13 protein-coding genes and 1 other RNA gene are annotated in these 12,825 nt (G+C 51.4%); 2 read left to right on the plus strand and 12 right to left on the minus strand.

Annotated features, from left to right (window positions below; all coding sequences use genetic code 11):
* Positions 1 to 60 precede the first annotated feature (60 nt).
* Positions 61 to 246 carry a virulence RhuM family protein gene (locus HMPREF0576_RS09660; protein ID WP_004011011.1) on the minus strand — a complete coding sequence of 62 codons (186 nt, stop codon included), beginning with the start codon at positions 244 to 246 and terminating at the stop codon, positions 61 to 63.
* 190 nt (positions 247 to 436) lie between these two features.
* Between HMPREF0576_RS09660 and HMPREF0576_RS05285 the strand changes: the two genes are divergently transcribed.
* Entirely contained in the window at positions 437 to 928 is a 492-nt protein-coding gene (locus HMPREF0576_RS05285; RefSeq protein WP_004011012.1) for a hypothetical protein, read from the plus strand.
* 122 nt (positions 929 to 1,050) lie between these two features.
* Here HMPREF0576_RS05285 and HMPREF0576_RS05290 read toward each other — a convergent pair whose 3' ends face one another.
* From HMPREF0576_RS05290 to HMPREF0576_RS05305, 4 genes are all read right to left on the minus strand, one after another.
* Positions 1,051 to 1,422, minus strand: a complete 372-nt coding sequence (locus tag HMPREF0576_RS05290; RefSeq protein ID WP_004007226.1) for a PH domain-containing protein — start codon at positions 1,420 to 1,422, stop codon at positions 1,051 to 1,053.
* A 488-nt stretch (positions 1,423 to 1,910) separates the two neighbouring features.
* A complete protein-coding gene (locus tag HMPREF0576_RS09175) occupies positions 1,911 to 2,018 on the minus strand; it encodes a plasmid mobilization protein (protein WP_245527343.1) in 108 nt (35 codons plus the stop codon).
* A 42-nt stretch (positions 2,019 to 2,060) separates the two neighbouring features.
* Positions 2,061 to 2,804, minus strand: coding sequence for an ABC transporter permease (locus HMPREF0576_RS05300; RefSeq protein ID WP_004011013.1), 744 nt, complete (start codon positions 2,802 to 2,804; stop codon positions 2,061 to 2,063).
* Positions 2,801 to 3,562, minus strand: coding sequence for an ABC transporter ATP-binding protein (locus HMPREF0576_RS05305; RefSeq protein ID WP_004007229.1), 762 nt, complete (start codon positions 3,560 to 3,562; stop codon positions 2,801 to 2,803). The genes HMPREF0576_RS05300 and HMPREF0576_RS05305 overlap by 4 nt, the downstream gene beginning before the upstream one ends.
* A 199-nt stretch (positions 3,563 to 3,761) precedes the next feature.
* Here HMPREF0576_RS05305 and HMPREF0576_RS05310 point away from each other — a divergent pair, with 199 nt between their 5' ends.
* Positions 3,762 to 4,331 carry a TetR/AcrR family transcriptional regulator gene (locus HMPREF0576_RS05310; RefSeq protein WP_004011015.1) on the plus strand — a complete coding sequence of 190 codons (570 nt, stop codon included), beginning with the start codon at positions 3,762 to 3,764 and terminating at the stop codon, positions 4,329 to 4,331.
* A gap of 512 nt (positions 4,332 to 4,843) precedes the next feature.
* Here the strand turns inward: HMPREF0576_RS05310 and HMPREF0576_RS05315 are convergent.
* The 7 genes from HMPREF0576_RS05315 to ssrA all read right to left on the minus strand — a co-directional run bounded on the left by HMPREF0576_RS05315 (position 4,844) and on the right by ssrA (position 12,761).
* Positions 4,844 to 5,464, minus strand: a complete 621-nt coding sequence (locus HMPREF0576_RS05315; RefSeq protein WP_004011016.1) for an MptD family putative ECF transporter S component — start codon at positions 5,462 to 5,464, stop codon at positions 4,844 to 4,846.
* A 33-nt stretch (positions 5,465 to 5,497) separates the two neighbouring features.
* On the minus strand, positions 5,498 to 6,196 hold the full coding sequence (locus tag HMPREF0576_RS05320; RefSeq protein WP_004011017.1) for an energy-coupling factor transporter transmembrane component T: 699 nt from the start codon (positions 6,194 to 6,196) through the stop codon (positions 5,498 to 5,500).
* Positions 6,193 to 7,722, minus strand: coding sequence for an ABC transporter ATP-binding protein (locus tag HMPREF0576_RS05325; RefSeq protein WP_004011018.1), 1,530 nt, complete (start codon positions 7,720 to 7,722; stop codon positions 6,193 to 6,195). The genes HMPREF0576_RS05320 and HMPREF0576_RS05325 overlap by 4 nt, the downstream gene beginning before the upstream one ends.
* Positions 7,719 to 9,446 (minus strand): ABC transporter ATP-binding protein, encoded by a 1,728-nt coding sequence (locus HMPREF0576_RS05330; protein WP_245527344.1) that lies wholly within the window; start codon positions 9,444 to 9,446, stop codon positions 7,719 to 7,721. The genes HMPREF0576_RS05325 and HMPREF0576_RS05330 overlap by 4 nt, the downstream gene beginning before the upstream one ends.
* 23 nt (positions 9,447 to 9,469) lie before the next feature.
* The gene (locus HMPREF0576_RS05335) at positions 9,470 to 11,206 is read right to left on the minus strand and encodes an ABC transporter ATP-binding protein (protein WP_004011020.1); all 1,737 of its coding nucleotides are present in this window, start codon (positions 11,204 to 11,206) and stop codon (positions 9,470 to 9,472) included.
* A gap of 82 nt (positions 11,207 to 11,288) precedes the next feature.
* On the minus strand, positions 11,289 to 11,888 hold the full coding sequence (locus tag HMPREF0576_RS05340; RefSeq protein WP_004011021.1) for a TetR/AcrR family transcriptional regulator: 600 nt from the start codon (positions 11,886 to 11,888) through the stop codon (positions 11,289 to 11,291).
* Between the two features lie 500 nt (positions 11,889 to 12,388).
* Positions 12,389 to 12,761, minus strand: a transfer-messenger RNA (tmRNA) gene (gene ssrA, locus HMPREF0576_RS09180).
* Positions 12,762 to 12,825: the final 64 nt, after the last annotated feature.

Genomic DNA, 12,825 nt, shown 5'->3' on the forward strand with positions numbered 1-12,825 from the left:
CTGAATTTTCCTGCAATTCCCCGGAAACAAAAATGTTTCCCAAATGCTCACTGATAGTCCTCACATCCACATCAAATAGCTGTGCCTCAGCTTTTGCGTCTGCCAAATCGTGCCGTCTTGGTAACGCACTTCAATGCCCTCGCCCGCCTCAGCCGTGAAGACCAGGAACTGCCCAGAATCATGTTTTATCATTGTCTGAAACTCGGCGTTTCCGAAGCTCGTTTGAAGTTTAGTCGTCTGCACCATCGCGCTTCTCTCGGTCGTTCTTTGGTGGGGTTTTCCGCACTCAACACATCACTTATGATGTCTAAACCAAACCCCTCACACAAAAAGAGACCCTCTTAACCCGAACGGCAGCTACAAGAAGTGATCCGCAGCAGGTTTGCGCATGATTAGAATTAAAACCCGCATTGGATAGCGCAACGGAGGGGCAACGATGGTCTTACAAATTGTCTTAGAAGGGCTCGTTTTGGGCGCGCTACTGGTTCTGGTCTGCGTCGTCGGCATCCGCAAAAGCCCGGTGAATATGGTGTATCTTTACCCTCCCGAAGTGCGGGAACGGTGCGTGAAGTTGGGACTGACCACGCCCGAGAGAATCAAGCGCGACCGCGTGATTTTCAAAGCAACTTGTATTCCCGGCTACATCATTTACGCGCTGGTCTGCGTTTATGCAATCAACGGCGCCAGAGGGTTTCTGGCAGGATTCTGGCAGATAGCGGCAATATTGTTCATCATGGGCCTCATCGACCGTTTCTTTATCGATGAATACTGGGTGGGGCGTACCGATGCGTGGGTCATCCCCGGTACGGAGGATTTGAAGCCCTACATCAAAGCCCGCGACAAGTGCAAAAAGTGGCTGCTCAGCACGGTATGGGTAGTGTTTTTGGCGTCTGTCCTGTCCGGTATCGCCACACTCTTCACCCGCTGAAGCGGGGACCACACAGAACACCGAGAAAACCGTCGCGTACCTTTAATCGAATGTTGGCGACAAAATGGTCTCGCCAAACCAGCACAACATTTGATGATTGATGACGTGGTTCAGCTCGGGATTTAGTGGTTGAGGACGAAGTTGGCGATCAGGGAGTCAATACGGCGGACATCAATTTTCTTGCCGAGTTTGATTTTGATGTGTCCTGCACGTGTCCATAGTTCAACTTCAGAAGTTAAATCGAGAAGTTTTCCAGCGTTCTCGGTTGACCACATATTGATTACGCTATAAGGCAAGGAGTAAATCTCTACTTTCTTGCCTGTCATCCCCTGAGCATCTCGAACGATTAACCGCTTTGAAGTAAAGATTGCCGAATCTCTAAAGGTCTTAAATGCCGCATAAGGCTGTTCTCCTTGAATAAGCAGTTCGCCTACATCGGCGGGAATCGGCACTTCTTCAATGAACATCCACTCAGTAATCGCAGCAGTCTCCATCGGGCATCTCCTTAGTGTAAAAAGTGCTATTTATCAACCTGCATTTTCTCATAATCACGCAGGTAAAGTAGGGCAAAAACCATGGCTGAGGGTTTTGGTTTGAAGATTGGTCTGGATGGCGAGCGGGAGTTCATGTGCGCGATTACGGATATTAACCGTAAACGGGGTTAGGGCTAGAACGGCACACCAGTGCCGATTTCGATGTGGCGCGTGAGAGCATGAAGGGCTGCGGTGTCACTTTAGGAGCGTGAGGTATGGCTCACGGGCTTTCATGGCGTGAATAATCAGTTCGTTGCCGCTGTCGAAAGTTAAAACAACGACTTCCAAGACGCGCCCTTTGGTGTCGAAACCGAGACGCAGTTTCCGCTGCGGGTTTTCCTCATCGAGGGGCTAAATCCCGTGTGGAAACGTGGCAACTTGCAGGATGTCATCGTCGTTGATGAGCTGCTTTTTAGCGTGTTTGCGAGCGGTTTTCCAAATATTGAGGCTCACGCCAAGGCTGCCTCGCGAATCAGGGCCGAACGAGTCACATGCCTGGCTTCGGCGCGGGCATCAAGCCTCGCCAGTTCTTCGGGTGTGAATCGAACCGCAACCACCAGACTCGGGGCTTCACCGAGCCCGGGACGTCCCCGCCCCGGCTACTTCACCGTTCGCTTCATCGTGAGAGAAGCGAGAAAAAGAACGGCAAGCGAGACCACAAAGAGCCCTCCCAGGCGAATCCATTCCCCCCAGGCGAGAGCGTCGTCTTCAATGACGGTATTTACCACGTCAGCAGCCCAGGTCATCGGCAAGCACCGGGCAATCACCTCCAACACATCGGGCATGGAGTCCACGGGGGCAAAGAGTCCGCAGAGCAGCAGTTGCGGACCGATGAAAACCGGCATGAACTGCACTGCCTGGAACTCGGTGGTGGCAAAAGAGCTCGCCAACAGCCCGAACGACACGCCAAGCAGAGCGTCACCCACCGCTACCAGGAGCAACGTCCACCAGCTGCCTTCAATCTCCACCCCGAACACCCCGAGAATCAACACCTCGAGAATAACCGCTTGCGCCAACGCCAGCAGCGAAAATACCAGCGCATACGAGCCTATTAGATTCCACCTGCTCACCGGCGTGGTCAGCAATCGTTCCAAAGTACCCATGGTGCGTTCCCGCAGCATCACCACCGAAGTGATGATGAACATCATCAACATGGGAAGCACTGCGAGCATAATCGACCCAATCCGATCAAACGGTGCTGGCGCTCCCGGGGGCACTTGAACATCGACAAACACGAAATATAGCAACGTCAAGAGGAGTGCGGGTACGACCAGCACAAGCGCGACAGTGCGCGGGTCATGACGCAACTGGGCGTTAATCCTCGAAACGGTAGCGAGTTTCATCGGTTTGCCTCCTCGTGGTCTTGCTGTTTCACCAGCGCCAAGAAGGCGTCCTCCGCGTTGGTTGTTCGGGTTCGTTCTTGCAGGTGAGCAATAGGTTCGTGGGCGAGGAACTCCCCATCGCGCATCAGCAACACGCTGTCGCAATGCCGCGCTTCGTCCATCACGTGGCTCGAAACCAGCAAGGTCACCCCGCGATTGGCAAGATTGCGAAGCGTGGTCCACAGGGATTCACGAGTGAGCGGATCGAGGCCAACAGTCGGCTCGTCCAAGACTAACAGCTGCGGCTTTCCCACCAGGGCGCATGCCAGGGAAGTGCGCGAGGCTTGACCGCCCGAAAGCGTGGACACCAGCTGGTCGCGTTGCTCGTCGAGCCCCACCGTTTCGATAGCCTCAGTCACGCTGGAGCTGCCCGCCCCCGCCAGCCGGGCAAAATACGTGACATTATCGGCTACCGAGATATCCGGATAAATCGAGAGATTTTGACTCGTATAGGAAACCAGACGGCGCAGCCTAGGGGTGCCGGCAGACTCGCCCAGAACCCTCACGCTGCCCGAAGTGATGTGCTGGGCACCGACAACCGTGCGAATCAACGTCGTTTTGCCGCACCCTGACGGACCGAGCAGCCCCGTTATCGACCCGGTGGGCAGCTCACAAGAGATGCCGTGCAAAATTTCTTTGCGAGCTTTGCCTTTGCCGCGGGTAACCACTAAGTCATCCACGACCACAGCTGACACGACAGGTGTTTCACCGGTTTTCATTGCTGTCCTCCCCGGAATTAGCGCGTAATGCCCCAGCTAGTGCGCGCACTACGCCGCGCACACGGAAGTTTTCAAGTTCAGCGAGTGTGGCTCTGAGCGACACCAAAACCTCCATTGCAGACACGGAACGTTTCTTACTAATCATAACAGATTTAGAAACGATGCGTATCTATGTAGAAAAATCACCTACAATCGAGGTATGCAATCCAAACGCCGCACCGGAGAGGAACTGCTTGACGCGCTAGCCGCAGCAATCATGGCAGAACTTACCGAACACGGTTACCAAAACCTCACCTTCGAGGGAGTGGCACGCCGCGCGAAAACCAGCAAACCCGTCCTCTATCGGCGATTCACTACACGGTCGGAAATGGTGACATTTGCAGCAGTTCGCACCGCACCCGCCTTTCTGACCGAATTGCAGGATTCTACATCGCTGCGCAAGGACTTTATGAATCTGATTAACGTCATGAAACGCTGGATGGAACATATTGAAATCGTCACCGTGCTGGGCGTTCTTTCGGAGGCAAGCCCGCAACAACGTGAGCATTTCTCTGCCGTAACAGTTCACCCCGGATTTGTAGCCGTCACTCGTCTCTATCGGGCAGCAATAGCGCGCGGCGAACTGAGCGAAGCGGTGTTGGATCCGTCTTACATTCGATTCCCGATGCTGTTGCTGCTGGCGGACATCCTGACGCGCGGCAAAGTCGACAAAACCGAGTTGATGAAACTGGTAGACCGCGTCATCATCCCCCGGCTCACAACTCTTTGACTGCACCCAGCGGCACCTCACCAGGATAACCGGGGGCAAACCGGGCGGCGCGCTCCTCTACAACCGGAACTAGCCGAAAAGGGCATAAAAATCCGTGCTGAAATTGTTTTGACTTCAACAGGGGCGTGGTGGAGGTGGGGGAACGAGCGCGCAAGCACGCTTAGAGGCGCTCCGGCGGTGAAGGCAAATCGTTGCCTTCGCTTAATCGCCTCCGCACTGTTGCGCGGTGGCTCACGCGGCTTACCGCCGCTGCCATCGCGCTACGGGGGTTCAATTCCCCAAACTAAAACGTTCAAAACCTCAGCAAACGCTGAGGTTTTGAACGTTGTTACTTAGACGTTCATTTTGATACAAGTTCAGTTTTGGGTGCAGAGATGCAGTTTTGGGTGCAGGGGCATCTTTTTGGGTGCAAATTGTGTGGGCGTGGGTGCAGCTGAAAGTTCAGTTTAGTTGCATATTGATTTCCCAAATGCTCAGCTGGCGCTCTTCGCTCTTGGAGAGTACAGAAGACGCTAATCACGCGTGTCTAGTAGTCCGGCTTTCACGAAGTGTTTTTTGAGTAGGCGTAGGGCGAATAGAGATCCGATGAGTGCGGTTATTGTGGTCAGTGCCACCATTGCGCCGTAGAGCGGCCATGAGAACAGGTTGAGGTATTGGTTGAGCATTTCCTCAGATAGGTGCAGCATTTCTTTTCGGTCGGTTAGGTATTCAACACTCGAGTAGTACATGGGGAAGGTGAAGCCGGCCGATTGGATGGTGCAACCTACGGTGTAGGCTGCCACTAGGGTTTTGGTGCTTGCATATTTTCCTGCTGTGGCTACTGCTTCTGCTATGGCCCATCCAGCAATGCAAAGGACCACACCAATCAAGTTTCCTACCATGAGTCCGGGCAACACGTTTATTGTCCCCATGATTAGGAAAGTGCCCTTCTTTTTTACTTTGCCTGCGAGCAGCAGGTAGGGAATGGCTGTGAAAAGGCAGACGATGGGGATATTGGCTACGGTTCCGAAGATGGTCATGCCTGCGATGCCACCTATGATGATGAATATTGCTAGTGAGATTGCGGCGAAAACACCTACGGTGACTAAATCTTTGACACCTATGAAAGCTGTAGTTTTATTGTTGTCTGGCATTATTTCCTCTTTTCATTGGGTTATTTTGTTGTGTTAACTGGATTGCATTTGCAGCCACCCGACAGCAGCTGTCACTAGCAGGACGCAGGTTGATAGGGCAAGGTCCGCGATGGTGAAACCCATCGAGTAGATGATTGCGGGATTTTTGGTTTTCCCTAGTCCTCGGGTGAGTGCGGACGCGGTGAGTTCGTCGGAAATCTTGGTTGCGCGCATCAGTAGAGGGACAGCGACTAGTTCTATCCATCGCAGTGGATGGATAAATAACTTCAGCGGTGAATCGATGATTGCGCGGGTTTTGAGGCTGTCCGTTAGTGCGCGTATGTCGCTGCGGATGGTTGGCAGGAAACGGAACATTACCATCAGCGGCAAGGTGATTGTTCTAGGTGTTTTCATTTTCGCCAATGCTGCACTGATAGCTTCCAGGGTGGTTGTTTTAGATACAAACGATCCCAGTAGGACCAGTACTAAGAGTTTTTGTGTCATGTAGGCCAGCATGACAAGGGCTACGGACGCGGGGCCTCCCAGAAGCCAGGCAGCGTGTGAAAGGGATTGTGCCACGAGGTAGATTACTGCTGTGATGAGCGCGGTACGCCAGGTACCAAAAGCGAGCGCTAGCAGTGTTGCGAAAGCGAAAGTTATGTGAGCCGAGGTGGGGTGATTAGCGAAAACGGATAGGCTGCCGATAATGGCTGCGACGATTAGAACTGTGCGCGGATCGAGGGTTTTAGTCACGACAGCCCTCCTGTTTTCACTTTTTCGTTCCACTGCCCACGAAGCACAGCCATGGCCTGGTCACTCATAGATTGGTCTTTTATGATTTTTCCCTCGTGCATGACCCAGATTCTGGTTGCGCACGCGCAGAGGAACTCAAAGTCGTGAGATATAAGGAACACTAGGCGTCCGCTACTGGCCATGTCTTTGACCAGTTGTGCCACTACTGTCATGTTGTGTTTGTCTAGTCCACTGGTGGGTTCATCCAGGAAAAGGATTTGCGCCTGGCTGGCTATTGCGCACGCAATAGTAAGGCGTTGTTTTTGGCCACGAGAAAGCGCTTGCGGGTGGGTGTCGGTAAATTGTTCTAGGCCGAGCTGAGCCAGGATTTCTTGCCGGGTCTTTGTTAGTTTCTGCGTTCCCATAGATAATTCATCAGCAACAGAATCTGAGAATAGTTGGTAGTCGGAGTCTTGAACTACCAGTGTGGCTTTCCCTAGCCGATGGGTGGGAGTGTGGTGTTTGCCGTTGATGAGTATTTTTCCGTCGGATTCTTTTTCTAGACCGCAGCAGATTCTTGCCAGTGTTGTTTTCCCGGCTCCGTTATCACCAACAATGGCAATGACCTCACCGCTCACTGCTTTAGCGTTTATCGGCCCTAGTGTGAACGCTCTTGGTTTGTTGCTTCGCTGGGCGCGAGAAAAACGTAGATTGTCAATTCCGATGCCGTTTGCTTCGCTTGATAGTTGTGAAGTACCGGTCTGGGATTTAGAGGTTTTACAAGATAGTTTCCGAAGGTCAAAAATCCGCAATCCGTGATTCGCTAAGGATTGTTCGTCTAATGCGTGAGTCTGGGTGCGGGTATAGGTGGCTGAGATACCTCCGTGGTTAAACACGATGAACCTATCGAGCAGGTCAGTGAGATAAAACAGACGGTGCTCGATGACGATTATGGTTTTGCCTCTGTTTTTTAGGGTGCGTAAAACTTCGGCCAGTTTCTTTGTCGCCCCAAGATCAAGGTTGGCTGAAGGCTCATCAAACAGGTAAATATCCGGATTGGTTGCGTAGCAAGACCCGATAGCGATTTTTTGTAGCTGCCCACTGGAGAGCGTGAACAGGCTACGGTTTTTGAGATCTTCCATTGCCATTGTCTTATAGGCGGCGGCAACCCGCGTCAGCGTTTGTTCCCGGCTCATGCCCTGGTTCGCGCAGCCGAACGCGATTTCGCTGTCTGTGTTGGTCATGAAGAATTGCGAGCGCGGATCTTGGAACACTGTGGCTAACCTGGCACCAATTGTTCCAATATCTAAACTCGCGATCTCGTGCCCGTTGAGGCTAATGGTGCCAGAGATTTCACCTTCCCAGAAACGGGGAGCTAAACCGTTCAGGCAGCGGGCAAACGTGGTTTTTCCTGACCCGCTAGGCCCGGATATGACAATGAATTCACCTTTTTTGATGTCCAGGTTTATTCCTGAAATAGTGCTGGTCGATGAGTTTGCGTAACGAAACTCCAAGTCTTTACATGAAATTGCCAAAGCCTCGCTCATCGGGCACTCCCCAAGTTTTGGGGTTCTAAGGGTGCATGCTTGCCTGTGCGGGTTTTGTCCCACAGAAGACGGTAGGGTCCGTTGGGTGAGGCTAGGAGTTGTTGATGGGTGCCTTTTTGTATGATGCGTCCATCGTGAAGAACCAGTATCTGGTCTGCTGACTGAACAGTGGAAAGACGATGGGTGATGACAAGAACGGTTCGGTTTTTTGTTAAAGCAGTAATCGCTTCTTGCATCAAGGCTTCATTGATTGGGTCGACGTTGGCTGTGGGTTCGTCTAATACAACTATGGGAGCGTCTTTCAAGAAGGCTCTGGCCACGGACAGGCGTTGTCGTTGACCACCGGAAAGCCCCACCCCGTTTTCACCCAGAACCGTGTCATAGCCGTCAGGTAGGGTTGTAATGAAGTCATGTAGTCGAGCTGCCTTTGCTGCCTTGACAATATCCTCATCGCTTGCATCCGCCCTGCCGATACGAATATTGCCTGCCACCGTGTCGGCGAAAAGTTTCACGTCTTGCATGACAATGCTGGTCTGTTCAAGCAGGTCGTCATAGCGCATATTTCTCACGTCTACGCCACCTATTTTGATTGCACCAGCATCGACATCCCAGAAACGAAGCAGCAGATTCGTTATTGTTGTTTTCCCTGCCCCAGACTCACCAACCAAGGCGCACAGGCTTCCTTCCGGCACCGTGAAGCTCACGTCTGCTAATGTCGGAAGATTCTTTCCGTCGTAAGAAAACGTGACGTGGTCAAATTCGATATCGAAACTGTGTGGTTTAGTCGGGTTTTCAACCTCGCTCACGGCTGGAGCCTCGGTTACTTTCAAGATTCTTGTAAAAGAGTCAACAGCTTTCAGATAGTTCATCCAATGGCCTTCTAAGGCAAAGAACGGTTTGTACAGTTCAGGTGCCACAACGACGAAAACCAAGAAAGAAAAAATATCCAGTTTCCCCGCTAGTGCCATAAATAACCCGCCTGTGATGGCGATAACGAAGGATACGTCAACAATAAGGTTGTAGATGGAGAGCACGAAGACCCGATTACGTGCCGCACGGGTGCTGGCCACCCCGAAATCGGTTACAGAACTCGATAGCAGCTCATCCAAGCTACGGCTTCGTGAAAATGCTTTCAGCACGGGCATACCCCGCACGTATTCAACGAACAGACTAGCTACGTTTGCCCCAGCGTTGCCCACTTCTTTTTCCAAACGTCGTGCATGATGCAGCCCGACCACTAGCCAGACTATGCCCACCGGCAGCGCCGCAATCATAAGTAGCGTCATGCGCCAGTCAAAATAGCTAAGACCGGCAAGAATGGTTATGAAGACGATAATGTCGGCAAACATTCGCGTCCATAAATGCCCGACGACTAACTCCATATTGTCCACATCTTTGTGGATGATTTCGCTGATTTCTCCTAGTCTGCTTTTCGTGTAATACCCCAGGGAGAGTTTTTTGAGTTTAGCGACGATACGGCAGCGAATTTGGAAAGTTAAATCGAACCCAGCCTGATGTTTTTGCTTATCTGCAACGATTCCAGCACCTGTTTTTATTACAAGTAATCCCGCTATAATTGCGCTAATTATGGCAAGATTCATGGTGCCATCTAATGCTGATTTGATGGCGATAAGAGCGGTGAGCATAATCGCTACACCACACCATGCATAAATCACAAAACCTAAAACACTGCGGATGATCATTGCTCGTCCGCTGGCACTCATTGTTTGGAATATGCGTCTGACCATCATCGCACCTGCTTAATGTCCCAGGTATCAACAAGATGCTGAGCGGAAACCAGTTTTCGGTATTGCCCACAGTGCGCCAACAAATCTATATGAGTACCCGTAGCAAGTACCCGCCCAGCATCCATGACAACTATCTGATCTGCTGTTGCTACCGTGTCCAGATGGTGAGCGATGGTTATAATCGTTTTCTGTTTACCTAATTCGTCGATAGCCTCACGAATCAATGCCTCGTTATCGCAGTCAAGGGCGCTGGTTGCTTCATCTAAGATGATGATTGGGCAGTCTTTCAGTATCGCCCTAGCAATAAACAACCGCTGTTTTTGCCCACCAGAAAATCTGTTTCCTGCCTCACCTGCCAAGGTGGCATATCCCTTAGGCAAGCTTTCAATGAACTCATGAATCCGGGCCTTTTTAGCTGCCGCAACAATCTGGTCAAAAGTTGCTGCCTGATTGCCGATACGAATGTTGTCCTCCAAAGAGAGGTTAAACATGAACGCGTCCTGCTGCACGATAGCGAAAAGAGCCGACCAATCCTGCTGACTGGTTTGAGTACAATCGACTCCACCGAGCGTGATTCTCCCCTGGGTTGGATCCCAAAAGCCCATTAAAAGATGAGCTAACGTGGTTTTCCCAGACCCGGACGCCCCCACCAAAGCCGTGGTGGTTTTACTAGGAAAAACCAGGTTCACGTCACTCAAGGATTCAACGTCTTTGTTCGGGTAAGTAAAACTCACTCCATCAACAACCAGATCACCGTAGCTAGCAATCTTGGTTACTGTGGGGCGTTGACCGACAGGTGCCTCCACTATGGAGCTAATCGCTGACATCGCCTGGTTGTACATCACCCTATAATGCTGAAGCGTGGTCGTTTTAGCCACAGAGGAAGTGAAGGCACCAGCAAGCACTATCGCAACAATCAGGCTCTCCACACCAATGTGACCGTTTTGTAACAGCCAGGCACCTACAGCCACCACAGCCGCCAGCCCCGATTCCATACACAAACCAATAAGCCCCATCGGAACGGAAATCGTGTTCATAGACCTGGTCACCCAAGTCACGTAATCATCTGAAGCCTCAATAACCTTTGTTGTCTTATCCTCACTCTTAGAAAACGCCTTAATGACCGGGATGGTAGAAACGTATTCGGTTAAACGTTCTTGCAAGGTGGTGTTATATTTAGCGACTATTTCAAACCCTTTAGCCCACTTCGCAGCCGAAACCTTCTTGATGAACATCATGATTGGCAGACCACACACCATCGCTAGTGCTAACCGCAGGTCCAGCACCAACATCGCAATAGTCACCGCCACCGGAACAGCCATGGCCGACGCTGTCTCAGGCAGACCGTGAGCTAGATAAACCTCGACCTGTTCAACATCATTTTTCATCACAGTGGCAAGATCGCCGACTTTTCTAGTCTGGAAAAACCCCAGCGGCAACCGACGAAGATGCGAAAGAATCTCTTGTCGCAAATCAGTCAAACACCCATATGCAACCCGGTGTGCCTGCCACGTGGCCACAAACGTCACCAGCGCTTTTACCAGCAACACAAGTAGCAACACTCCAGCAGCCATCCACAGGTCAGGCGTGCTTAACTGCGCGCGCCAAAGCCTACCAATCAAATACACAACCGCAACTGCCGGGACAAGACCAAGAACCGTACTGACACAGGTCAGCAAGTTAGACAAAAGACTCTCAGAGCGAACCCTGTCAACTAATTTCTTGCTAGCAGACATACCCCACCCCTCAATAATGAATTAATATTCAGTTTTGAGGCAAAAAAATAAATCCTCCCACCATAGACAAGAGTTAAACACTTCAAAGGGAGTTCACCCCTTTGTAATAGCAGCCAATAACCAGCCCTAAAAGTTCTCTCGCCTGCTCAGGACTCTCGTAATGCCGAGCAATCTCTAGCAGCCCTGCAACAAAATTGCTAGCTAATATGTGGGGTAGCAGCGCCGGATAAGGCCCTTTTTTATTCTTTATGAACTCACGCTCAATATGTGACTGCACAGAAGCAATTAAAGATTCTTTAGCACCCTCGTAAGCCGTGCCCTGACTTTTGTCAATCAAAATTACAAACTCTCGATGGTGACGAAGAATAGTCTCGATATACCCTGCGGCTACCTCTTGATATTTATCGAAGGGTGAACCTTTTTCAATGGCTTCTTCCTCATGTGCTATTGCCTCAAAATCAAGCGGCAGCGGTGAGATAACAGTTTGGAACAGCGCCTCTTTATTCTTAAAATAAGAATAAGCCAGCCCTGTTGAAACTCCAGCCCTACTTGCAATGTCAGCAAGGCGCGCCCTAGCGAAACCTTTGGCGAAAAAGACTTCAGAGGCAGCAGCAACCAAGCCGTCACGCACCTCTTCCTTCAACACCTGTGGCACATACACCTCCTGACAATCTTGAATCATCGTTCAGTATTATAAGGCACGCTTTACCTAACTTGTCAAGGCGTAATAGCCACCGACACGACCTCAACATTTACGAGCACCACAAATGGCGATCTGTGCTTTGAACTGAAACTCACTATCCAAAGCCGCATAAACCGACGCGAGGATGCGAAACTACCGCCACAACCCCGTCAAACACCCCGAAACACGCTACAGTGACGCGCCGAACAGCACCCTAACAAGCACAAACACCGCTAGCACAACAAAAGACGCCCACCTCGATACTTTGTATCAAAATGAGCGTCCTAATGGTGGAGGTGGGGGAACGAGCGCGCAAGCACGCTTAGAGGCGCTCCGGCGGTGAAGGCAAATCGTTGCCTTCGCTTAATCGCCTCCGCAACTGTTGCGCGATGGCTCACGCGGCTTACCGCCGCTGCCATCGCGCTACGGGGGTTCAATTCCCCGCCGCTCTCACCTTAAACGGCTAAACCCGCAGGTCTTTGACCTGCGGGTTTAGCCGCTCGTGGAGGTGGGGGGAATTGAACCCCCGTCCGATCGGGAATACTTGCTTCTTCTCCGGGTGCAGTCTGTATTAGATTCTCGACCCCATGCCGCCCACAGACCGGGCTACATCGGGCTAAAGTTACCTAAAAATCTCGAATCAACCTAAGTAACCCAGGCGATTCCAGTGGCTCTAAAAACGACGCCAGGATCCGCAGCTAGAGCAACTGCGGGCTGACGGAATCAGTTCCCTTGGGTTAAGCAGCCAAGGCGAAGGATTCAGTACTGTTACGTTCAGCACTTATTGTTTCGTATCCGTCGTTTACGAGATGAGGACACCTCCTCGACCCGCTTCTCTCAAGACACTACCGACCGTCGAAACCGATCACCCCCGCTATTCAGTTATCTCTGCCAAAGGCAAGTATCCCATTGTATCTCCAGCGCGGAATTCTGTCCA

The organism is Mobiluncus holmesii ATCC 35242, from assembly GCF_000185445.1.
Classification (GTDB): Bacteria; Actinomycetota; Actinomycetes; order Actinomycetales; family Actinomycetaceae; genus Mobiluncus; species Mobiluncus curtisii.

Bases quoted from the DNA above. Each gene is read 5' to 3' on its own strand.
- HMPREF0576_RS09660 (WP_004011011.1), bottom strand. From the start codon at position 246: ATGGTGCAGACGACTAAACTTCAAACGAGCTTCGGAAACGCCGAGTTT.
- HMPREF0576_RS05290 (WP_004007226.1), bottom strand. From the start codon at position 1,422: ATGGAGACTGCTGCGATTACTGAGTGGATGTTCATTGAAGAAGTGCCG.
- HMPREF0576_RS05300 (WP_004011013.1), bottom strand. From the start codon at position 2,804: ATGAAACTCGCTACCGTTTCGAGGATTAACGCCCAGTTGCGTCATGAC.
- HMPREF0576_RS05305 (WP_004007229.1), bottom strand. From the start codon at position 3,562: ATGAAAACCGGTGAAACACCTGTCGTGTCAGCTGTGGTCGTGGATGAC.
- HMPREF0576_RS05310 (WP_004011015.1), top strand. From the start codon at position 3,762: ATGCAATCCAAACGCCGCACCGGAGAGGAACTGCTTGACGCGCTAGCC.
- HMPREF0576_RS05335 (WP_004011020.1), bottom strand. From the start codon at position 11,206: ATGTCTGCTAGCAAGAAATTAGTTGACAGGGTTCGCTCTGAGAGTCTT.
- HMPREF0576_RS05325 (WP_004011018.1), bottom strand. From the start codon at position 7,722: ATGAGCGAGGCTTTGGCAATTTCATGTAAAGACTTGGAGTTTCGTTAC.
- HMPREF0576_RS05285 (WP_004011012.1), top strand. From the start codon at position 437: ATGGTCTTACAAATTGTCTTAGAAGGGCTCGTTTTGGGCGCGCTACTG.
- HMPREF0576_RS05330 (WP_245527344.1), bottom strand. From the start codon at position 9,446: ATGAGTGCCAGCGGACGAGCAATGATCATCCGCAGTGTTTTAGGTTTT.
- HMPREF0576_RS05315 (WP_004011016.1), bottom strand. From the start codon at position 5,464: ATGCCAGACAACAATAAAACTACAGCTTTCATAGGTGTCAAAGATTTA.
- HMPREF0576_RS05340 (WP_004011021.1), bottom strand. From the start codon at position 11,888: ATGATTCAAGATTGTCAGGAGGTGTATGTGCCACAGGTGTTGAAGGAA.